This window comes from Streptomyces sp. NPDC006923 (genome assembly GCF_040635655.1).
Lineage (GTDB): Bacteria > Actinomycetota > Actinomycetes > Streptomycetales > Streptomycetaceae > Streptomyces.
Map to the genome: position 1 here is coordinate 415,420 of NZ_JBEYIF010000002.1, position 21,468 is coordinate 436,887.

A 21,468-nucleotide genomic window follows, 5' to 3' on the forward strand; every position below is an offset into this window, starting at 1 on the left:
CCGGACAGACGGCGCCCGGCGGATCGGCGCCCCGCGCTCCGATCCGCCCGACCGCGATCACACACCCCCGGCATGTCGTGGCGCTGACCGTGCCGGGCAATGAACGGAGCAGTCATGTCCAACCGTCTGGATTCCAAGGTCATCATCGTCACCGGAGGCACCTCCGGCATGGGCTCGGCCCTCGCGAAGCGTGCCGCCTCCGAGGGCGCGACCGTGCTCATCGGGGCACGGGACAAGGAGCGCGGCGAGGCGACCGCGGCGGAGATCGCCCGGGACGGCGGGACGGCACTCTTCGTCCCGACGGATGTCACCGCCGAGGAGGACATCGCCCGCCTGGTCGAGGTCGCGGTCAGCGAGTTCGGCGGTCTGCACGGCGCCTTCAACAACGCGGGCGGCGGAAACAGCCAGGGAGCGCTCCGGAACATGGAAGCGTCCTTCTGGGACAGCGTCATCGCCCTCAACCTGACCAGTGTCTTCTACAGCCTCAAGTACGAGATTCCGGCGATCGCGGCCAGTGGCGGCGGCTCCGTCGTCAACAACGCCTCCGTGGTCGGGGTGGTGGGCGACCCGGCGGCCGTCGCCTACTCGGCCGCCAAGCACGGTGTCCTGGGCCTCACCCGCTCCACGGCGCTGGACACGGCCAAGGAGGGCGTACGGGTCAACGCCCTGGTGACGGGCCTGGTCGACACCCCGCTGTGGCGCGGCGTCGTCGAGAACCACCCGGAGGTCGCGAACGGCCACCTCGGCAAGCAGCCGACCGGCCGGGCCGCCGACGAGGCGGAGATCGCCGCGTTCGCCACCTTCCTGCTCAGCGACGAGAGCCCGTTCATCACCGGCGCGGCCCTCGCGATCGACGGCGCGCTGACCGCCGGCTACTGAGCCTCCCCGAACGCACGGCCCCCGGAAAGAGAGAAGAAGCGAGATGAAGGCTGTAGAAGTGTTCCGCTACGGCGAGCCCGACGCACTTGAGGTCGTCGAGATCCCCGTCCCTGTGGCCGGCCCCGGGCAGATCCGGGTGCGGGTGCACGCGGCGGCGGTGAACCCCTCGGACGTCCTGCTGCGCAGGGGGCACATCGACCAGAAGCTCGCGGGCCGCCTGACCCCGCCGTACCGGCCCGGCATGGACGCGGCGGGTGTGGTGGACGACATCGGGCCGGACACCGTGACCGGCCTGCGGGCCGGCGACCGTGTGATGGCGATGGTCATCCCCATCGATGACTCCGGCGGCGCCTACGCGGAGTACATCGTGCTCGACGCCCGGCAGGTCGTCAGGGCCCCGGCCGGGACCACACACGCCGAGGCGGCCACTCTTCCGATGAACGGGCTGACCGCACGCCGCGCCCTCGACGTGCTCGGCCTGTCCCCCGGCGACTGGATCGCCGTGACCGGCGCCGCCGGCGCCGTGGGCGGATACACCGTGCAACTGGCCAAGGCGGACGGGCTGCGCGTCGTGGCGGACGCGGTTCCGGCCGACGAGGCACTGGTGCGCTCGCTGGGCGCCGACCGGATCGTCGGCCGGGGTCCGGGCGTCGGGGACCGCGTCCGCGAGGTCGTTCCCGGCGGTGTGAAGGCCCTCGTGGACGCCGCGCTCATGGGCCCCGAGGCGCTCCCCGCCGTCCGGCCCGGCGGTCAGATCGCCCTGGTACGCGGCGAAGGGGAACCGGGCACCTCTCCGCTGGGCGCGCACCAGGACGTGACGGTCAGGAGCGTGTTCGTGCCCGAGTACCGCTATGCCGACGACAAGCTGGACGCGCTGCGTGTGCTCGCGGAGGAGGGCCGGATCTCGCTGCGGGTCGCGGACGAGTTCCCCGCCGACCGGGCAGCCGAGGCACATCGCCGTTTCGAGGCAGGCGGTGTGCGCGGCAGGCTCGTCCTCACCTTCTGAGCGCCGCGCCCACTCTCGTGGGACCGTCCGTCACGGCGTCGTGGTGGAGACGACGTACACCCGTGGAAAACCGGGCTCGGTCAGGTCCACGACGATGTCCTGACTGGGCCGCGGGTCCTGTTGCCGGTGGCTGGTGCCCACCCAGTCGTGGCCCGGGATGTCGAAGTTCCAGCCGACGGTGCGCCGGTCGCGGGGCGTGATGGTGATGGCACCGTCCTTGAGCGCGGAACGGGTGGTCCCCAGCTCGGTCAGGAAGGTGTCGAGCCGCCCCGAGGTGACGTCGAACTGGACGTACAGCCGGCTGGACTTCCAGTTGCTCGTCTCGTAGTAGCGCACCCGGGTGGCTCCGACCGGGACCGGCACCTCGAAGATACGGAGCTTCATCTTGGAGGGCCGCAGCCGCTGGAGATGGGTGGCCGATGCCTCGGCCTCCTTGTTCCGGCCGCTGTCCCTGCTCTGTTCGGCCGAGATCACCAGATAGCCGGCCGGGATGCCGATGAGCAGCACGATGACAATGGCGGTCAGCCAGCGGCGGCGGATGCGGTGGCCGCGGTCCTCGGGCGGCTTGACGCCCTCTTCCGTGGCCGGCGGCATGGGGTGCAGGCTCATGAGGGCGGTTCCTGGGTCGTCCGGGCGGTACGGATGGCCTGGGCGTAGCGTTCGTACCGCTCATGGCGTTCGACGCGGCGGCGGTTGGCCCGGCGGAAGCGGCGGGCCACCAGTCTGGCGAGATCGGCCGCGCCGACCATGCCCGCCTCGGGGCCGAGCTGCGCCTTGACGATCCGGGCCTCGGGCCGGTAGCCCCGGCCGGTGAGATGGCGGCGGAAGGCGTCCCTGGCCGGGCCGATCAGCAGATCGTCGGCGGCGCTGACTCCGCCGCCGATGACAAAGCAGGACGGGTCGAGGGCCGCGGCCAGATTCGCGATGCCGACGCCGAGCCACTGTCCGATGTCCTGGAACAGCTCGACACACATGGCGTCGCCCTCCCGGGCGAGCTCGGTGATCAGCGGTCCGGTGATCTCGTGGACGTTGCCCTTGACGCGGTCGATGATGTTGTACGCGACCGGGGAGTCGGCCACGGCCAGCTCACGCGCCTCCCGGACCAGCGCGTTGCCGGAGCTGTACTGCTCCCAGCAGCCGCGGTTGCCGCACGGGCAGCGATGACCGCCGGGCACGACCTGCATATGGCCGAATTCGCCCGCCACCCCGAACTTGCCGCGCTTGACGAGGCCGTCCTCCAGGATGGCGCCGCCGATGCCGGTGCCGAGGGTGATCATCACCAGATGGTCCTCGCCGCGGCCGGCCCCGAAGCGCCACTCCGCCCAGGCGGCGGTGTTGGCGTCGTTGTCGACCATCACCGGCACCGCGAGCCGGGCGGAGATCGCGTCCCTGAGGGGCTCGTCACGCCAGGCGAGATGCGGGGCGAACAGCACCTTGGAGCGGTCGGCGTCCACCCAGCCGGCCGCGCCGATGCCGACGGCGTGCACATCGTGGCGGTCGGAGAGGTCGAGCACCAGCTCGACGATGGTGTCCTCGACGACCCGGGGGCTCTTGGACTTGTCGGGGGTCTCGGTGCGCAGCTTCTCCAGGATGTTGCCGTCCGGGTCGACGACCCCGGCCATCACCTTCGTGCCGCCGATGTCGATGCCGACGGTCGGTACCCGGGGTGCGGTGAGCAGGGAGCGGCGCTCACGGGTGCCGACGGTCCGCAGGACGGTGGCACGGGCGGAGCCTCGGTGCGCGAAGTCGCGGTAGGTGCTCATCGGCCCGGCCCCCTGGTGTCCGTCGGCTCAGGCTTGCCGTGCCGGGTGGGCCGGCGGCTGGGTGCTCGCACGAGTCGTGTCGTCCCTGCGGGGTCGGGGGCCGGCCGGCCCGGGGGCCGGCGGCGGCGGACGGCGTCCGCCATGGCCGATTCTGCCATCCGGCACGGACCGCTTCGCCGTGCGGCCCGGCGGGGGACGCCCGGGGCCGCGGCTTCGCCGGGACCGGCGGGCGTCCGCCGGGATCAGATCGCTTCTGCCGGAGGGCCGCCGAGGCGGCCGGGAGCGGGGGCGCGCTCCAGTTCGTGGCTGAGTTCGTCCAGTTCGGATCCGCCCGCCATCTGCCGGGTCAGCTCGTCCAGAGTGATCGAGTCCCTGGTGTGGCTGCCCGCCATGACTCCACGCTTCAGCAGCACGAACCGGTCGCCGACCAGGAAGGCGTGGTGCGGGTTGTGGGTGATGAGCACAACGCCGAGCCCCGCGTCACGTGCGGCGGCAACGTATTTGAGGACCACACCGGACTGCTTGACGCCGAGCGCCGCCGTCGGCTCGTCGAGGACGAGGACCTTCGCGCCGAAGTGGACGGCGCGCGCGATGGCCACACACTGGCGTTCGCCGCCGGAGAGCGTGCCGATGGGCTGGTCGACATCGCGCAGGTCGATGCCCATCCGCAGCAGTTCACTGCGGGTGGTCTCGCGCATCAGCTCGACGTCGAGCCGTTTGAAGGGGCCGCTGCCCCGCGTCGGCTCCGAACCGAGGAAGAAATTCCGCCAGACCGGCATCAGCGGTACGACGGCCAGGTCCTGGTAGACCGTGGCGATGCCCAGGTCCAGGGCCTCGCGCGGTGAGCCGAGGCTGGTCTGCTCGCCCTCGATCAGGAAGTCGCCCGCGTCGTGCCGGTGCAGCCCCGCGATGATCTTGATCAAGGTGGACTTGCCGGCGCCGTTGTCGCCGAGCACACAGCTGATCTCGCCGGGATGGACCTCCAGCGAGACCCCTTCCAGCGCCCGGACATTGCCGTAGTACTTGCTGACGTTGTCGAGTTGGACCAGTGCCGTCATCGGGAAGCCTCCGCGCGCTTGCGCACCCACGCGTTGAGCAGGGTGGCCAGAAGGAGCATCGCTCCGAGAAAGAACTTGAACCAGTCCGGGTTCCACTCCGCGTAGACGATGCCCTTGCTGGTCATGCCGAAGATGAACGCGCCGACGGCGGAGCCGATCGCGGAGCCGTAGCCACCGGTGATCAGACAGCCGCCGATGACGGCCGCGATGATGTAGATCAGCTCATTGCCCACGCCCTCGCCGGACTGGACGACATCGAACGAGAAGAGCAGATGCTGTCCCGAGACCCAGGCGCAGAAGGCCACCCCCATATACAGCGCGATCTTGGTCTTCCGCACCGGGACGCCGACCGCGCGGGCGGCGTCGGCGTTGCCGCCTGCCGCGAAGATCCAGTTGCCGAAGCGGGTACGCAGCAGGATCCAGGTGGCCAGCGCGACCAGCGCGGCCCACCACAGGATGGTGACCTTCAGATCGACGTCACCGATGGTGAGCTGCGACGCGAAGAGCTTTCTGGCGGAGGAGAAGCCCTCCATGTCACCGATGGTCTTGGTCGACACCGTGCCGCTGATCAGCTTGGTCAGGCCGAGATTGAGTCCGGTGAGCATCAGGAACGTGCCCAGCGTGATGATGAAGCTCGGCAGTTTCGTACGGGTCAGCATCACGCCGTTGAAGGCGCCGAGAGCGAGTGTGACCAGCAGGGACACCAGGACGCCGACCCAGACGTTCGCCGTCATCTGGTAGCTGAACATCGAGGAGATCAGCGCGGAGCTGGTCACCATCACACCGGCGGAGAGATCGAACTCGCCGCCGATCATCAGCAGCGCCACCGGGACCGCCATGATCCCGATCGTCGAGGCGGCGTACAGGACGGTGCCGAAGCTGGACGCCCGCAGGAAGGAGTCCGCCACGACGGCGAAGAAGAGGAACACGGCGAGGGCGCCGACGACCGCTCCCAGCTCGGGCCTGCCGAGCAGCTTGCGCAGCGGCGAGCTGCCGAGCAGGCGCTCGTCGCCCGCCGGGGCCCGGTCGGGCCGGTCGTTCACCGGTGGCGCGGTGGCGGTCATCGGGTCCCCCGCTCCGTGTAGCCCTCCAGCGCCCCGGCGTCCTTCGCCGTGATGATCTGCGGGCCGGTGAGCACCGGGCGTCCACCGCCGAGCACATCGGCGTTGTACCGGTAGAGCCAGAGCAGGTCCACGGCCTCATAGCCCTGGAGGTAGGGCTGCTGGTCGACGGCGAAGCCGAGTGTGCCGCCCTTGAGCAGGGAGGCCACCTTGGCGTTCAGGTCGAAGGTGTCGATCTCCGCCTTGCTGTCGGCGGACCGCTTCGCCTGGACCGCGGCGTCCGCGAAGGGCGCGCCCAGGGTGACGACGGCGTCGATGCTCCGGTCGGTCTGCAGCTTCGCCTCGATGGACGCCTGCACGTCGGGCATGTTCGTACCGTCGACATAGAGGTTTTCGAGCCGGCCGCCGAAGGTCTTCTTCGCTCCGGCGCAGCGCTGTTCATGGCCGACGTTGCCCTGCTCGTGGATGACACAGAGGGCCTTCTTCTTGCCGCGCTTGTCCAGTTCCTCGCCGACGGCCTCGCCGGCTATGGACTCGTCCTGGCCGATATGGCTGAGCGCGCCGAACGCCTTGGACTGCTCGGTGCCGGAGTTCACGGTGATCACCGGGATACCGGCCCTGACCGCCTTGGCGACGACGTCCTTCATCGCGTCGGGCTTGGCGAGCGTGACGATCAGCCCGTCGACCTTCTTGTCGATGTAGGACTGGACGAGCTGCGCCTGCTGCTGGCCCTCGTCGCTGTTCGCGTAGAGGAATTTGATGTTGTCCTTGACGGCCGCCTGCTTGGCGCCCTTCTGGACGATGTCCCAGAAGGTGTCACCGTCGCCGGAATGCGTGACCATGGCCACGGTCCACTCGGGTGTGTTCACCGCGGCCCGTCCCTGGGCGGCGGCCCGCTGGGCCCGTTCCTCGGCGCGTTTGCCGCCCGTGCTGCTGCACCCGGCGAGGGCCGACGCCCCGAGCGCCACCGCCAGCACCGCGCCGATCGCGCGTACCCCTGTCCGAACCGTTGCCACGACGCCGTGCCCTTCCTGCAGTGCTTCTCGGTGCGGCCGGCGCCACCTCGAAGCCGGGCCCGGCCGCCCAAGTATCGGTCATGCCGGCACGACGGGTACCCATCGGGTACGTGTTCTCTCGCTACCTTCTCGTGGGGAAGGGCGGGAGAACGGCGGGCCACCGGAGGATGACGGGGCGAACTACGGGCGCGCTACGGGCGGACGAGAAGCTGGAACTCGAAGGAGTACCGCGACGCGCGGTAGACGTGCGAACCGAACTCGACGGCCCGTCCGGTGTCGTCGAAGGTGGTCCGCTCCATCGTGAGCAGCGGGGCGCCGGGCTGCTCGGCCAGCCACCCGGCCTCCTCGGCCGTGGCCGCCCGCGCCCCCACCGTCTGGCGGGCGCTGTGCAGGGTGATTCCGGCGGACCGCATCATCCGGTAGAGGCCGGTGGCCCCGAGGCGTTCGGTGTCGCAGTCGAACAGCCCGAGGGGCAGATGGTTGCGCAGATACGCCATGGGCTCGTCGTGCGCGTACCGCAGCCGCTCGACGAGCAGCACCTCCGTGCCCTCCGGCACTCCGAGCGCGGCGGCGGCCACCGCGGTGGCCGGCTCGACGGTGTTGCGCAGCACACGGGTGGCCGGGCGCTGGCCGGCCGCCTCCAGATCGTCGTAGAGACTGCTCAGCTCCAGCGGGCGCTTGACCTGGCTGTGCACGACCTGGGTGCCGACGCCCCGGCGGCGCACCAGCAGACCCTTGTCGACGAGGGTCTGGATGGCCTGCCGGACGGTGGGCCGGGAGAGGCCGAGCCGGCCGGCCAGCTCGATCTCATTGCCGAGCAGGCTGCCCGGTGCGAGCCGGCCCCTTTCGATCGCCGCTTCGAGCTGCTGGGAGAGCTGGAAGTAGAGCGGGACCGGGCTGGTGCGGTCCACGCCGAGCTGAAGCGGCAGAGCGTGATCCGGCTCCTGTCCGGGCTGCGCTGATCTCGGCTGATTGGGCACGGGTCGAGGGTAGTCGCATGGAATGTTGACGGGAAGTCGTGAAGTTCGATTGTCAGGACAAATGCTTGACATGGTGAGGGCGTGCGGCCACCTTGGGGCCATGCGCATCGGACTCATCGGCACGGGCCGCATCGGCACCTTCCACGCGGACGTGCTCAGCCGCCATCGCGATGTCGGCTCCCTGGTCGTCGCGGACACCGACTCGGCGCGGGCTGCCTGGGTCGCCGACCGTACGGGATCGACCGCCGCTCCCTCCGTCGACGAGGTCTTCGCCTGGGGCGTGGACGCCGTGGTGATCGCGTCGGCCACCTCGGCCCACGCCGAATTGATCAGCCGCACCGCGCGGGCCGGTCTGCCCGCCTTCTGCGAGAAGCCGATCGCGCTGGATCTGCCGGGCACGCTGAGTGCGCTGCGCGAGGTCGAGGCCGCGGGAACGGTCCTCCAGCTCGGGTTTATGCGCCGTTTCGACGCGGGATACGGCGCGGCGCGCGAACTCGTCCAGTCGGGCCGGCTCGGCCGGCTGCACACCGTACGGGCGATCACTTCGGACCCGGCGCCGCCGCCCGCCGCCTATCTGCCGCTGTCCGGCGGGCTGTACCGGGACTGCCTGGTCCATGACTTCGACATCATGCGGTGGGTCACCGGGCGCGAGGTGGTGGAGGTGTACGCGACGGGCTCGGACGCCGGGCCCGCGATGTTCCGCGAGGCGGGGGACATCGACACCGCCGCCGCGGTGCTCACTCTGGACGACGGGACGCTGGCGACCGCGACGGCGACCCGCTGCAACGGGGCGGGCTACGACGTACGGATGGAACTGGCCGGTGAGCTGGACCAGTTCGCGGTCGGCCTCGACGACCGTACGCCGATCACCTCGACCGAGCCCAAGGGTCCGCCGCCCTGCGACAATCCGTGGCCCGGCTTTCTGGAGCGGTTCGCGCCGGCGTACGAGGCCGAACTGGACGCGTTCGTCGGGGTCGTGAGCGGCGAGCTGGACAATCCGTGCGACGGGTGGGAGGCGCTGCACGCGCTGCGGATCGCGGAGGCGTGCGAGCGGTCCCGGCGCGAGCGGCGCCCGGTGGCCCTGGCCGAGATCCCCGGCCGCCACGACGGCTTGTAGGCCCGGTCCCGTTCCGCCCTCGCCACGGGCGCGTGCGCTTCGGCCCGAGGGGCTCCCCGGACCGGGATACGCTGGAGTCAGGTGCCGATGAGCCGGGCACGCTCCCCCGTGACCGGCCGAGGGCGCCTTGGGCCGAGGGAAGAAGCAATGTGATCACGCAGCCGCCCGAGGACGATCCCTTCGATGTGGACCGGGCCGTGCAGGACGCCCTGGACCGGCTGACCCTGATGGCCAATGCCTCGGAGGCGCTGTCCAGCACTCTGGAGCTGGAAACGGGGCTGCGCCGGCTGTGCCGGGTGCTCGTTCCCGCGCTGGCGGACTGGTGCGCGATCGACCTGGTCGAGCAGGAGGCCGGGGGACGGCTGCGCCGGGTCGTGGTGGAGCACCGGGAAGCCGACGCGTTCCCCTCCCGTTTCCTGGAGGCGCTGCTGCCCCCGGCGGACGACGACTCGCAGGCCCCGCTGGCCCGGGCCCTGCGCGGCGCCGGGCCCCTGCTGCTGTCGGACTTCTCCGCGCCCGAGGAGGAGGCGGGCGCCGACGCCCTGCACCTCCTTGAACTCCAGACCTTCCGACAGCTCGGCGCGAACCACGCGGTGCTCGTTCCGCTGCGTGCGCGTCGCCAGGTGCTGGGTGTGCTGACCCTGGTGCGCAACGGCCCCGACTGCCCCGACACCATGGACAGCCAGGAACAGCCGGCGCTGGTCGAGGAACTGGCCCATCGCGTCGCCATGGCCGTGGACAACGCCCATCTGCACGCGCAGATCGCGCACACCGCCGAACGTCTTCAGCGTTCCCTGCTGCCCGACCTGCCCCGGGACGGGCCCCTGGACATCGCGGCGCGGTACGACCCGGCGCGGGCGAGCGCCGAGATCGGCGGCGACTGGTACGACGCGTTTCTGCTGCCGGACGGCGCGCTCGCCCTGATCATCGGCGATGTCACCGGCCATGACCTCAAGGCCGCGGTGTCCATGAGCCAGATGCGCAATATGCTGCGCGGCATCGCGTGCGACCGCAAGGAGCCCCCCGGCAAGATCCTCGCCCGGCTGGACGCGGCCAACGAGATCCTCTATCCCGCGCAGACTCTGACCTGCCTCTATGCCCTGGTCACCAAGCCCGAGGCCGAGGGAGAGTGGCTTCTGCACTATGCCGCGGCCGGCCATCCCGCCCCACTGCTGGTCACCCGGACGGGCGACACCCGCTTTCTGACCGCCGGCCGGAGTCTCCTCCTCGGCGCCGCACCCGACACGATCCGCCCCGACGGCGTGGAGTCCCTGCCGCCCGGCTCCACCGTGCTGCTCTACACCGACGGGCTCATCGAGCGCCGCAGCGAAACCCTCGACGACGGCATGACGCGGCTGCGCCAGCACGCCGCCGCGCTGGCCCGCGCGCCGCTGGAGACATTCTGCGACGAGCTGATGACCGGCCTCGGCGAGACGAGTACGGACGACATCGCGCTGATCGCCGTACGTATCCCGCCGGCCGGCTCCGCCCCGTACACGGCGACCGCCGAATAGGGCCCGGCTCGCCTCGTCGTACAGACGCGGCCGGGCGGCCGGATCCGTCCTACCAGCGCACCGGCAGCCGCCGCACGCCGCGGATCAGCAGGCCGGGCAGCCACTCGAAGGAGCCCGCGGCCGGGTCGAGCGCCAGCTCCGGGCAGCGTTCCAGCAGCGTACGAATGACGACCCGGGCCTCCAGCCGCGCGAGCGGGGCGCCCAGACAGAAGTGGATGCCATGGCCGAAGGCCAGATGGCCGTGGCCCCTGCCCTCCGTCGTGGACCGCCGGATGTCGAAGGTGTCGGGGTCGGGGAAGCGGGCCGGGTCGCGGTCCGCCGAGGCCAGCCCGACAAGGACCATCTCCCGTGCGGGAACCACCGTGTCGCCGTACGCCACCGGCTCCCGGGTGAACCGCAGGGTGCTGGTCTCCACCGGGCCCTCGTATCGCAGCGTCTCCTCGATCGCGCCGTCGAGAAGCGTGAAGTCGGCGCGCAGCGCCGCGAGTTGGCCCGGGTGCGCGAGCAGTGTCCGTACCGCGTTGGAGATCAGGTTGACGGTCGTCTCATGACCGGCGATCAGCAGCACATAGGCCCAGGCGCGCAGCTCGGCGGCGGACAGCCGGTCGCCGTCCTCCGCCCTGGTGCGCAGCAGCGTGGAGAGCAGGTCGTCGGCGGGCGGGGAGACGCGTTTGTCCTCGATGAGCGCGTCGAGATAGGCGCACAGCTCGATGGTGCAGTCGCGGGCACCGGTCGGCCGGGTGGGTGCGACGATCTCATTGGTCCAGGCCCGGAAGGTGTCACGGTCCTGGTGCGGGACTCCGAGCAGTTCGCTGATAACGATGATGGGCAGCGGAAAGGCCAGCTCGTCGACCAGATCGCCGCGGCCGGCCGGGAGCATGGCGTCAAGCAGTCCGTCGGTGATCCGCTGGATGCGCGAGCGGAGCTGCTCCACCCGGCGCACGGTGAACTCCGGCGCGACGAGCTTGCGCAGCCTGGTGTGGTCGGGTGGGTCGAGGGTCAGCACATGCGGGCCCATGATCGCCTCGTCGCCCGCCGGATGGCCGACGACGGAGGGGGACTTGGAGAGGCGCGGATCGGCCAGCGTGGCGCGTCCCTCCTCGTATCCGACGACCAGCCAGAAGCGTTCGCCCTGCGTGCCCCGCACCTCGTGGACGGGTCCCGCCTCGCGCAGCTTGGCGTAGTACGGATAGGGGTCGACGTTGAAGTCCGGACCGTATTCTTTCAAATCGATGACCGCCATCGGCTCAGCGTACGTCTCCGCTCTGTCCGTCGCCGTCTCCGATGACCGGATTCGCGCCATGGACAAGCGGGGTGATCCGGACATGAACGCCGAGCCTTCGGGGCGGTGGACAGGGGCGTGTTCGCCCCCGCTCGCGCGGACCTCGCCGGTCAGGGAAGGAGTTCCTGGTGGCGGGCGGCCAGCCGGGCGGCGCCGCGCTCCGTGAGGGAGCCGAAGAGGCGGAGCCGGGAGATTCCGCCGTCCGGGTAGATGTCGATCCGCGCGTCCGTCGCCACCGTGACCGCCGGCAGCACAAAGCGGTGGTTGGTGTCGGGCTGGAGCCGGGTCCTGGGCAGGATCTCGGTCCACTCGCCGGTCGCGCCGTCACGGGCGGACAGCGTGGCCCAGCCGGCCGAATTGCCCAGCAGACACGCCGTGTCGATCTCGGCCGCGCGGATCTCGGCCTGCTCCACCAGCCGGTAACTGATCCAGTCATTGCCCTGGTCGCGCCGCCGCCGGGTCTCCCAGCCCTCGTCCATCGTCCGGGAGCGGCCCGGCTGGATCGTGTGGGTGGCGGGAGAGTAGAAGAGGTCGGACGCGTCCTCGACCCGGCCGCCGTTCTCCAGCGCGACCAGGTCGAACGTACCCAGGACGCCGAGCCACGCCGGGTCGGGTGCGACCTCGCCGTAGACCCGCAGCCGGGCGATCCCGCCGTCGGGATGCTGATTGACCCGAAGATGCGTGAAGCGCTGCTCAGCGTGGATCCGGAAGCCGTTGGCCGCGTGGCCGCCGATCGCCGTACGCGCCACCAGCGTCGTCCACTTCACCTCGTCGGCGAGGAGCTGCGACTGGGAGGGCGCACCCGGCAGCGAGGTGGCCTCGACCGAGACCGCCGCCGGGTGGTTGCCGCGGAAATGGGCGGTGTCGACGACGATCCCGCGGATCACACCGGGGACGCCGAGCCGCACCAGCGCCCAGTCGTGGTCGTCCTCCGCGGGATGCGGCCGTTCGGCGCCGGTGCCGCGCCTGCGCCGGGTCTCCCAGCCGTCCATGATCTTGCCTTTGTGTCCGAAGCGCCCGGGCTCGAACTCGGCGGCACCGGGATTCAGCAGGTTCTCCCGGTCCGCGAAAAACTCGTCGTTGGCGGCGATGACACCGGCGCCGAGCCGCCGGTCGGCGAGGTCGGTGAGGTGGCCGAAGGGAAACTCGGCGGTGCGGTAGTCGGCGTACGGATCGCCGCCCCGGTACGGACCGGCGTCGCCGGTGAACGACGGCACGGACGGCACGGGCGGCACGGACGCTGGCGACGGGGCTCGGGACACGGTCAGTTGTTCCTTTCGAGCAGACGGCCGGTGGGCTCGGTGAGGGCGCCGTCCCGTGCGATCCGGGTGCCACGCAGCCAGGTCGACCTCACCACGCCGTACAGCGTCCTGCCCGCGTAGGCCGTCACCTGATTGCGGTGGTGCAGCCCGGCCGGGTCCACGGTGAAGGTCTCGTCGGGCGCGAGGACCGCGAAGTCGGCGTCGCGGCCGGCCTCGACGGCGCCCTTGTGGGCCAGTCCGGCGAGCGCGGCCGGGGCCGTCGACATCCAGCGGGCGACGTCCTCCAGCGAGCGGCCGCGCCGGCGCGCCTCCGTCCAGATCACGGGCAGACCGAGCTGGAGGGAGGAGATACCACCCCAGGCCGAGGCGAAGTCCGGTGTCTTGAGATCGGCGGTGCACGGCGAGTGGTCGGAGACCACACAGTCGATGGTGCCGTCGATCAGTCCCTGCCAGAGCGCGTCCTGGTTCGCGGCCTCGCGGATGGGCGGGCAGCACTTGAACTCCGTTGCCCCGTTGGGGACTTCCTCGGCCGTGAGGGTGAGGAAGTGCGGACAGGACTCGACGGTGATCCGGACGCCCTCTCGCCTGGCCGCGGCGATCAGCGGCAGCGCGTCCGACGACGACAGATGCAGCACATGCACCCGGGCGTCGAGCCGCTTCGCCTGGGCGATCAGGCTCCGGACCGCCGCGTTCTCGGCGTCCCGGGGCCGGGACGCCAGAAAGTCGGCGTAGGCGGCGCCACCCCGCCGGGGAGCCGAGGCGAGCTCGTGCGGGTCCTCGGCGTGCACGATCAGCAGCCCGCCGAAGCCCGTGATCTCGGCCAGCGAGAGGCCGAGCCGCTCCTGGTCGAGCTCCGGGAATTCGTCCACCCCGGAAGGCGACAGGAAGCATTTGAAGCCGAACACCCCGGCGTCATGGAGCGGCCGGAGGTCCTTGATGTTGTCCGGGACCGCGCCGCCCCAGAAGCCGACATCGACATGGGCCCTGGTACGGGCCACCTCCCGCTTGGTACGGAGATGAGCGACCGTCGTGGTGGGCGGCAGGGAGTTGAGCGGCATGTCGAGCAGGGTGGTGACGCCGCCGGCCGCGGCGGCGCGGGTGGCGGTCCAGAAGCCCTCCCACTCGGTGCGGCCGGGGTCGTTCACATGGACGTGGGTGTCGACGAGCCCGGGGAGGACGGCATCGTCCCCGACGTCCTCCAGGCGGGCGCCGGGCGGCACCCGCGCGTCATACGGCAGGACGGCCGCGATCCTTCCGCCGGCGACGGCGATCGAGGCGGCCCGTGTGCCTTCGGGGGTGATGACACGCGTCGAACGCAGCACCAGAGTCACATCGGACACCCGCGCTCCTCACTTCACAGAGCTGACAGAACGCTGACAGGGAGCTGACGGCGAGCTTCGCGAGGCTGCCGGGCGGGCCGCCACCGAGCGTGCGCCGGGCGCGCGCCAAGAGTTCAACGAACTGTTGACGGAGTCTTCACTCCGGCTTCCGGCCCGTCAAGACCACCCTGGGAGGGGGCCGGCCACCATCGGCGCCGCCGCCGTACACTGAATCCCTTCCGTAAAGCGGAATCGCTATTCCACCAAGCAGAACATATTGTTCCCCATAGACAGCGTAAATAGATCACCAGTGTCGCCTCCGGACACGGACAAACACACCCTGACCGGCTCGGACGCCCCAGCGCCCGGCCATGCCCACGGCAGCCCGGCCGGTAGGCTGCGTGCCTGCCCGCCCGCCTCGAAAGGACCGTGACGTGCCGTCGTCCAGCACCAGCGCCACCGACGCCACCAGATCCGCCTCCGCCAGCGGCGGGGTCCAGTCCCTTGAGCGCGCTTTCGACCTGCTCGAACGCATGGCGGACGCGGGTGGCGAGGTCGGGCTGAGCGAGCTGTCCGCCAGCAGCGGCCTGCCGCTGCCGACCATCCACCGGCTGATGCGCACGCTGGTCGTCTGCGGCTATGTGCGCCAGCAGTCCAATCGGCGGTACGCGCTCGGTCCGCGCCTGATCCGCCTGGGCGAATCGGCGTCCCGGCTGCTCGGTACCTGGGCGCGGCCGTATCTCGCCCGCCTGGTCGAGGAGACCGGCGAGACCGCGAACATGGCGCTGCTCGACGGCGACGAGGTCGTGTACGTCGCGCAGGTGCCCTCCAAACACTCGATGCGGATGTTCACCGAGGTGGGCCGACGCGTGCTGCCCCATTCCACGGGCGTGGGCAAGGCACTGCTCGCGGGCGCCCCACCGGAGGACGTCCGCGCGCTGCTCGCCCGTACCGGTATGCCCGCCGCCACCGAAAAGACGATCACCACACCCGAGGGCTTTCTGGAGGCCCTGGAGGTGGTGCGCCGGTCGGGGTACGCGGTCGACGACAACGAGCAGGAGATCGGAGTCCGCTGCCTGGCGGTGCCGGTGCCCAACTCCCCCACGGCCGCGGCCATTTCCATCTCGGGCCCGGCGGGCCGGGTGACGGAGGAGGCCACGGAGCGGATCGTCCCGGTGCTCCAGGAGGTCGCGCGCGATCTCTCCGAGGCGCTGGCGAATACGGCGGCACAGGGCTGACGGCCCGCGCCGGACACGCGCGAGGGGCGCGGCCCCGAAGAGCCGCGCCCCGGCGGTCCGGCCGGACCGGAGGTTCTCAACTGTGCCGGCGGGGCACGTCTCCGAAGAGGTCGACCGCGTTCCGTACGGCCATCAGGGCCGCCGCGAGCGCGCTCACCGAGCCGATCGAACCCACGATCAGCAGCAGCGAACGGCGCATACGGGGGATCTCGGGATCGCCGCCCGCCACCATCGAGGCGAGCGCGGCCAGTTCGTCCTCGGCGATGGCCCGGTCCCTGAACTCGGCCGGATGCGCGGCCAGTTCGCGCCGGAGCCGGGAGACGGCGGCTTGCAGCCCCGCCACCCTCGGGTCCTCGTTCTTCTCTGTCACCGGCGTCTGCCGCACGCTCCGCAACAAAGCTCTCCCCCTTGCCCTCGCCCAGGCACGTCCTTGTGCCGGGCATGCCTCAGTGCTGGTCTGTGTTCCTGAACGGTGGTCAAGCGTCAGGTTCGCGGGCAAGTTAACGCCATTACGAGCGGTTCGCGCCACTCGGTCGGCCGAATAGGGCGGGAATGGGGACGGAATACCCGGTGACCACGCTCCCGCCGCAGCGCCCGTGGATGAGGTATGCAGGGCCCATGGCAGGAACACGCAACGACACACATCCACCGCCCGTCGCCGGGCTGCTGCTCGCGGCGGGTGGCGGACGCAGACTCGGCGGACGCCCGAAGGCACTGCTGGAACACCGGGGACGCCCGTTGGTCGAGAGCGCGGCACGGGCGCTGCGCGAGGGCGGCTGCGGGCCGGTGCACGTGGTGCTGGGGGCGGCCTCGAAAGAGGTACGGGACCGGGCCGAGCTGCCGGACTGCGTCCTGGTCGACAACCCCTCGTGGAAGGAGGGGATGGGGTCCTCCCTCCGCGCGGGCCTCGCCTCGCTCGCCGGCACCGACGCGCGCGCGGCACTGGTGCTGCTGGTGGACCAGCCGGGGATCGGCGCGCCGGCGGTGGCCCGGGTCGTGGCCGCGTACCGCTCCCCCGGCTCCCTCGCCGCGGCCTCCTACGACGGCAGGCGCGGGCATCCCGTGCTGTTCGGCGCCTGCCGCTGGGTGGAGATCGCCGCTGACGCGGAGGGCGACCGCGGCGCACGCGACTATCTGAAAACCCATGAGAGCGACATCGTCCTCGTCGAATGCGGGGATGTCGCGCGGGCATACGACATCGACACGGAGGAGGATCTGTCGCATCTGGAGGAGGGGCCGCGTTCCGGATAGGGCGCGTCCGGCCGGTCTTCGCGGATCAGCCCGGGGAAAGCGGCGTCGTCCGTCCGGCCGAGGCGGCGGCACTCGGCGCCACGGCCTCCGGCCCGGGGAGCCCCGACATCGTCACACCATTGAACTTCCACCATGAGAAAACTAGTATCCACAGGTCAGAAGCACCCGACCCCCGGCGCGGAGCCCGCGGCTGTATCCCGACGCCCTGGCACCGCGTGCCGTCCGGCGCCGCGCGAGTGTGTACCGGCCGCCGCCGCGGACCGGGCGGGGCTTCCGCGACCCGCCCCAGGGACCCCGGCGGCCGCCGGGTACCGCCCGCGAAGGAGTGACAGCTCATGTCCGCACCAGCGCCCTCCCCGCTGGCCATCGTCGAAGCCGACCCCCTGCCACGGCAGGAGGAGGTTCTCACCGAGGCAGCCCTCACGTTCGTGGCCGAGCTGCACCGGCGCTTCACACCCCGCCGTGACGAACTGCTCGCCCGCCGCGCCGAACGCCGTGCCGAGATCGCCCGCACGTCCAGCCTGGACTTCCTGCCGGAGACGGCGTCCATCCGCGAGGACGAGAGCTGGCGGGTCGCGCCGTCACCGGCCGCGCTGAACGACCGCCGGGTGGAGATCACCGGGCCGACCGACCGCAAGATGACCATCAACGCGCTCAACTCGGGCGCGCGGATCTGGCTCGCGGACTTCGAGGACGCCTCGGCCCCCACCTGGGAGAACGTAATCCTCGGACAGCTCAATCTGATCGACGCCTATGAACGCCGCATCGACTTCACCGACCCGGCCTCCGGCAAGTCGTACGCGCTGAAGGACGAGGACCAGCTCGCGACCGTCGTGACGCGGCCACGCGGCTGGCACCTGACGGAGCGTCACCTCCAATTGAACGGCGATCCCGTGCCCGGTGCGCTGGTCGACTTCGGGCTGTACTTCTTCCACAATGCCAAGCGGCTGATCGAACGGGGCAAGGGGCCGTACTTCTACCTTCCGAAGACGGAGTCGCACCTGGAGGCACGCCTCTGGAACGACATCTTCGTCTTCGCCCAGGAGTATCTGGGCGTGGCGCAGGGGACCGTCCGGGCGACCGTGCTGATCGAGACGATCACGGCGGCGTACGAGATGGAGGAGATCCTCTACGAGCTGCGCGACCATGCCTCCGGACTGAACGCGGGCCGCTGGGACTATCTTTTCTCGATCGTCAAGAACTTCCGGGACGGCGGCGCCAAGTTCGTCCTGCCTGACCGCAACGCCGTCACAATGACCGCGCCCTTCATGCGTGCCTACACCGAACTGCTCGTCCACACCTGCCACAAGCGCGGCGCACACGCCATCGGCGGCATGGCGGCCTTCATCCCCTCACGGCGCGACGCCGAGGTCAACAAGGTCGCCTTCGAGAAGGTCAAGGCCGACAAGGACCGCGAGGCGGCCGACGGCTTCGACGGCTCCTGGGTCGCCCATCCGGACCTGGTGCCGATCGCCATGGCGTCCTTCGACGCGGTCCTCGGAGACAAGCCCAACCAGAAGGACCGCCTGCGCGAGGACGTCTCCGTCGCCGCGGGTGATCTGATCGCCGTCGACTCCCTTGACGCCAGGCCCACTTACGAGGGGCTGCGCAACGCCGTCCAGGTCGGCATCCGCTACATCGAGGCGTGGCTGCGCGGCCACGGCGCCGTCGCCATCTTCAACCTCATGGAGGACGCCGCGACCGCGGAGATCTCCCGCTCGCAGATCTGGCAGTGGATCAACGCGGGCGTCGAATTCGAGCACGACGGCCGGACCGTACGGGCCACACCGGAACTGGCCCGCCGACTCGCCGCGGACGAACTCGCCGCCGTCCGGCAGGAGATCGGCGAGGAAGCCTTCGCGTCCGGCGCCTGGCAGCAGGCCCATGACCTGCTCCTGAAGGTCGCGCTGGACGAGACGTACGCGGACTTCCTCACCCTGCCGGCCTACGAGCAGCTCCGCGACTGACCCGTCCAGGCGCTCCCGCCCCCTCCGGGGGGACAGCACAACCGCCCCCGGCCGCCCACGGCGCCGGGGGCGGCGCGCTCCCTGCGGTAGCGACCGACACACCGGCGGCCCGCGCGACGCCCCTCCCGGGCGTGTCCGGAAACAGCCCCTGAGCCCCGCGTGTCCCAACTGCCCCTGCGGGCCCCGCTTACGGCGGCGAAGGGGGATCGGCTAGGGTCTCTCGTTTGGATCTGGCTGGGTCGGGGAGCGGGCTCTGGTGCCGTGGATCGCAAGGCGGAGGAGGGAGCCGACGCGGAGCGTCGGAGACCGACAACAACACGGCGAGACACGGTGCCGGGGCACGCGAGCCCAGCAAGATCCAAACGAGAGACCCCAAGGTCTCTCGTTTGGATCTGGCTGGGTCGGGGAGCGGGGGACGTGAGCCCAGCGAGATTCGAACGAAAGGCCCTTTTGGATCCGGCTGGACTCCTGGGGTCACTGAAGCACGGCATCCAATCACGCGGGTAACGCACACGGACGGAAGTCACGGGGGAACAAACATGGCGCTCAATGGGAAATGGGCAGATCTGCTCGGTGACGAGAGCTCCGGGGCGAGGACCGTCCTGGCCTCGGCCGGGACGCGGGGCGGCGGCGCAGACGACGGCGGTGGCCCGGACCTCAAGGCCGGCCAGGGCCCCTGGACCGCAGCCTCCGCCGTCGCCGGCGAACTGGGCACCTCGTCCGCCGCCTGCCTGACCGAACTTGGCACCGCGTCGGAGGGCGTCAGCAGCGGGGCACGCGGTTTCGCGGGCACGGCCGCGCTGGAGGAAGTACGTACGTCGTGGGCGGAGCGCCTCACCTCCGTACGCGACGAATGCTCACGCCTCGAAGGGGCGCTCAGAAGCGCCGGGAAGGAATTCGGCGAGCAGGAGGCACAGACCAAGCAGCGGTTCACGGGCGGGGGTCCGCGGTGACCACCTGGCAGCAGTTACGTGATGTGCGGCTCTCCGAGTACGAGGACGCGGCGGACGGCTGGGGCAAGATCTCGGGGCGCGCCAACGCCGCCAAGGACCGGGTCGACAACGAGATGCTCGGCACCCTCCGCGAGACCCAGGTCGGCGAGACCGCCACCAGGGCCACCGGCGACCTGTCCCGGCTCAGCCGCAACTACCAGTACATCCACACCGAGTGCGGACTGATCCGTACCGCCCTGAACGGGCTGGCCGCCGAACTCGCCGCGCCGCAGAAAAAGCTCAAGCAGGCACTGGAGGACGCCGAGAGCCGCAAGTTCACGGTGCGTCCGGACGGCTCCGTCGAGTATCCCGTCTCCGTCGTCGTCCCGCTCGCGCCCGGCAACGGCACCGCCACACCCGGAGCGCCCGTCCCGCTGCTGCCCGGCAGGGCTGAAGGCGGAGGCGACCCCAGCAGGGCCGACGCCGAGGACATCGCGGAACGCATCGCAGGCGCGGTCAGTGAGGCCGCCGAGATCGACGGCCGGTACGCGGGCGTCCTGCGCGCGCTGAAGACCACCGGTGGCCTGGATGTCACGGACGCCATGCTCGCGGACGCGGCCCAGGACACCAGGGCGCTGCGGGAGGCGGCCGGGAAGTACGCGGCGGAATCGGCCATCCCCAAGGGAAAGTCCGCCGCTGAGAATGCCAGTTGGTGGAACGGGCTCACCCAGGAGCAGCGCGACGAGTACGCGACTCTCTACCCGGCCGAAGTGGGCGCCCTCGACGGCGTTCCCAGCGCTGTCCGGGACGACGCCAACCGTATGGTGCTGGCCGAAACGCGCGCCCAGGCCCGGCTGAGCCTGGACGGACTGGGGCCGGAGCCGCCCAAGATGCTCAAGGACCCGAACGGTGGCCCGTACGGGATCTCCATGGTCAACCCGGCGTGGAGCACCTGGGACAAAACCCGCTCGCGGCTCCAGGCCCAGATCAAAGGGATGGACGCGATCCAGAAGCGATTCGACGCGCCGCCTTCGTCCGGTCTCCCGCCGGCGTTCCTGCTGGGCTTCGACACCAGGGGCAATGGCCATGCGATCGTCGCCAACGGCAACCCGGACACGTCGGATCACACGGCAGTGTACGTACCGGGCACGACATCGAAGCTCGGAGGCATCGGTGGTGACATCGACCGGATGACCGAGTTGTGGAAAGAGGCCCATTCCCAAGCCCCCGATAAGTCACTCTCGACCATCACCTGGCTGGGTTACGACGCGCCGCAGTCCATTGTTCCCGAGGCCATGCAGAAACAGTGGGCGTACGACGGATCGCCGAAGCTGAACTCCTTCATGGACGGACTGGAGACCACGCAAGGCGGCCCCGACGGCAGCCACACCACCGTCATCGGCCACAGCTACGGTTCCACCGTCGTCGGCGACGCCTCCAACAGGGGTGATCTCTCCGCCGACGACATCGTGGTCGCGGGGAGTCCCGGCATGATGACCGCCGAGGCCGGCGACCTCGACGCCGGCAAGAATCATGTCTGGTCCGAGGCCGCCGGCGACGACCTGGTCCCCCTCGGCGGAAAGGCCGCCGGGCTGGGCGGCCTCAAGTGGGGCGTACAGACCTGGAACGGCATCCCGTACGCCGCCGGCCCGATCCAGACCGTGCCCTCCGACGAGGCATTCGGCGCCCACCGGATGGACGTCGACACCAGCGGCCACAGCGACTACTGGAAGCGGGACTCCTTGAGTCTGAAGAACCAGGCTGCTGTCGTCGTGGGTCACTACGCAGACGTGAAAGAGGACGATTGATGCCGCCCCTTGGTA

The 21,468-nt window shown here is 70.7% G+C and carries 19 protein-coding genes; 9 read left to right on the top strand and 10 right to left on the bottom strand.

The genetic code is table 11. From position 1 onward, the window contains the following. The first annotated feature begins 114 nt into the window (after positions 1-114). Entirely contained in the window at positions 115-879 is a 765-nt protein-coding gene (locus ABZ707_RS05110; protein WP_360167937.1) for an SDR family oxidoreductase, read from the top strand. Between the two features lie 43 nt (positions 880-922). Next, a complete protein-coding gene (locus tag ABZ707_RS05115; protein ID WP_360167940.1) occupies positions 923-1,885 on the top strand; it encodes an NADP-dependent oxidoreductase in 963 nt (320 codons plus the stop codon). A gap of 30 nt (positions 1,886-1,915) precedes the next feature. Here the strand turns inward: ABZ707_RS05115 and ABZ707_RS05120 are convergent, their stop codons facing one another. The 6 genes from ABZ707_RS05120 to ABZ707_RS05145 all read right to left on the bottom strand — a co-directional run bounded on the left by ABZ707_RS05120 (position 1,916) and on the right by ABZ707_RS05145 (position 7,763). Continuing rightward, positions 1,916-2,494 (bottom strand): hypothetical protein, encoded by a 579-nt coding sequence (locus ABZ707_RS05120; RefSeq protein ID WP_360167943.1) that lies wholly within the window; start codon positions 2,492-2,494, stop codon positions 1,916-1,918. Further along, the gene (locus tag ABZ707_RS05125; RefSeq protein ID WP_319681890.1) at positions 2,491-3,648 is read right to left on the bottom strand and encodes an ROK family glucokinase; all 1,158 of its coding nucleotides are present in this window, start codon (positions 3,646-3,648) and stop codon (positions 2,491-2,493) included. The genes ABZ707_RS05120 and ABZ707_RS05125 overlap by 4 nt, the downstream gene beginning before the upstream one ends. 242 nt (positions 3,649-3,890) lie before the next feature. Continuing rightward, complete coding sequence (locus ABZ707_RS05130; RefSeq protein ID WP_360167946.1) at positions 3,891-4,706, bottom strand: ATP-binding cassette domain-containing protein; 816 nt, start codon at positions 4,704-4,706, stop codon at positions 3,891-3,893. Beyond that, on the bottom strand, positions 4,703-5,770 hold the full coding sequence (locus ABZ707_RS05135) for an ABC transporter permease (protein WP_360167949.1): 1,068 nt from the start codon (positions 5,768-5,770) through the stop codon (positions 4,703-4,705). Before ABZ707_RS05135 ends, ABZ707_RS05130 begins: the two co-directional genes overlap by 4 nt. Then, positions 5,767-6,783 carry a sugar ABC transporter substrate-binding protein gene (locus tag ABZ707_RS05140; RefSeq protein WP_360167952.1) on the bottom strand — a complete coding sequence of 339 codons (1,017 nt, stop codon included), beginning with the start codon at positions 6,781-6,783 and terminating at the stop codon, positions 5,767-5,769. Before ABZ707_RS05140 ends, ABZ707_RS05135 begins: the two co-directional genes overlap by 4 nt. A gap of 191 nt (positions 6,784-6,974) precedes the next feature. Then, positions 6,975-7,763, bottom strand: coding sequence for a GntR family transcriptional regulator (locus ABZ707_RS05145; protein ID WP_360167955.1), 789 nt, complete (start codon positions 7,761-7,763; stop codon positions 6,975-6,977). A 100-nt stretch (positions 7,764-7,863) separates the two neighbouring features. Here ABZ707_RS05145 and ABZ707_RS05150 point away from each other — a divergent pair, with 100 nt between their 5' ends. Beyond that, on the top strand, positions 7,864-8,880 hold the full coding sequence (locus tag ABZ707_RS05150) for a Gfo/Idh/MocA family oxidoreductase (protein WP_360167958.1): 1,017 nt from the start codon (positions 7,864-7,866) through the stop codon (positions 8,878-8,880). 149 nt (positions 8,881-9,029) lie between these two features. Then, positions 9,030-10,394, top strand: a complete 1,365-nt coding sequence (locus ABZ707_RS05155) for a GAF domain-containing SpoIIE family protein phosphatase (RefSeq protein ID WP_360167961.1) — start codon at positions 9,030-9,032, stop codon at positions 10,392-10,394. Positions 10,395-10,443: 49 nt separating this feature from the next. Here the strand turns inward: ABZ707_RS05155 and ABZ707_RS05160 are convergent, their stop codons facing one another. The 3 genes from ABZ707_RS05160 to allB all read right to left on the bottom strand — a co-directional run bounded on the left by ABZ707_RS05160 (position 10,444) and on the right by allB (position 14,278). Beyond that, the gene (locus ABZ707_RS05160; RefSeq protein WP_360167964.1) at positions 10,444-11,637 is read right to left on the bottom strand and encodes a cytochrome P450; all 1,194 of its coding nucleotides are present in this window, start codon (positions 11,635-11,637) and stop codon (positions 10,444-10,446) included. 149 nt (positions 11,638-11,786) lie between these two features. Beyond that, complete coding sequence (gene alc / locus ABZ707_RS05165) at positions 11,787-12,902, bottom strand: allantoicase (protein WP_360168447.1); 1,116 nt, start codon at positions 12,900-12,902, stop codon at positions 11,787-11,789. 38 nt (positions 12,903-12,940) lie between these two features. Then, entirely contained in the window at positions 12,941-14,278 is a 1,338-nt protein-coding gene (gene allB / locus ABZ707_RS05170) for an allantoinase AllB (protein WP_360167967.1), read from the bottom strand. Positions 14,279-14,691: 413 nt separating this feature from the next. Between allB and ABZ707_RS05175 the strand changes: the two genes are divergently transcribed. After that, positions 14,692-15,495 carry an IclR family transcriptional regulator gene (locus ABZ707_RS05175; RefSeq protein ID WP_360167970.1) on the top strand — a complete coding sequence of 268 codons (804 nt, stop codon included), beginning with the start codon at positions 14,692-14,694 and terminating at the stop codon, positions 15,493-15,495. A gap of 76 nt (positions 15,496-15,571) precedes the next feature. Here the strand turns inward: ABZ707_RS05175 and ABZ707_RS05180 are convergent, their stop codons facing one another. Beyond that, on the bottom strand, positions 15,572-15,892 hold the full coding sequence (locus ABZ707_RS05180) for a DUF5955 family protein (protein WP_360167973.1): 321 nt from the start codon (positions 15,890-15,892) through the stop codon (positions 15,572-15,574). A 221-nt stretch (positions 15,893-16,113) separates the two neighbouring features. On the opposite strand from ABZ707_RS05180, the gene ABZ707_RS05185 reads away from it, so the two are divergent. The 4 genes from ABZ707_RS05185 to ABZ707_RS05200 all read left to right on the top strand — a co-directional run bounded on the left by ABZ707_RS05185 (position 16,114) and on the right by ABZ707_RS05200 (position 21,453). After that, positions 16,114-16,746 carry a nucleotidyltransferase family protein gene (locus tag ABZ707_RS05185; protein ID WP_360167976.1) on the top strand — a complete coding sequence of 211 codons (633 nt, stop codon included), beginning with the start codon at positions 16,114-16,116 and terminating at the stop codon, positions 16,744-16,746. A gap of 335 nt (positions 16,747-17,081) precedes the next feature. Next, positions 17,082-18,713, top strand: coding sequence for a malate synthase A (gene aceB / locus ABZ707_RS05190; RefSeq protein WP_360167979.1), 1,632 nt, complete (start codon positions 17,082-17,084; stop codon positions 18,711-18,713). Between the two features lie 539 nt (positions 18,714-19,252). Next, positions 19,253-19,666, top strand: coding sequence for a hypothetical protein (locus tag ABZ707_RS05195; RefSeq protein ID WP_360167982.1), 414 nt, complete (start codon positions 19,253-19,255; stop codon positions 19,664-19,666). Beyond that, positions 19,663-21,453 carry an alpha/beta hydrolase gene (locus tag ABZ707_RS05200; protein ID WP_360167985.1) on the top strand — a complete coding sequence of 597 codons (1,791 nt, stop codon included), beginning with the start codon at positions 19,663-19,665 and terminating at the stop codon, positions 21,451-21,453. The genes ABZ707_RS05195 and ABZ707_RS05200 overlap by 4 nt, the downstream gene beginning before the upstream one ends. The last annotated feature ends 15 nt before the right edge of the window (positions 21,454-21,468 follow it).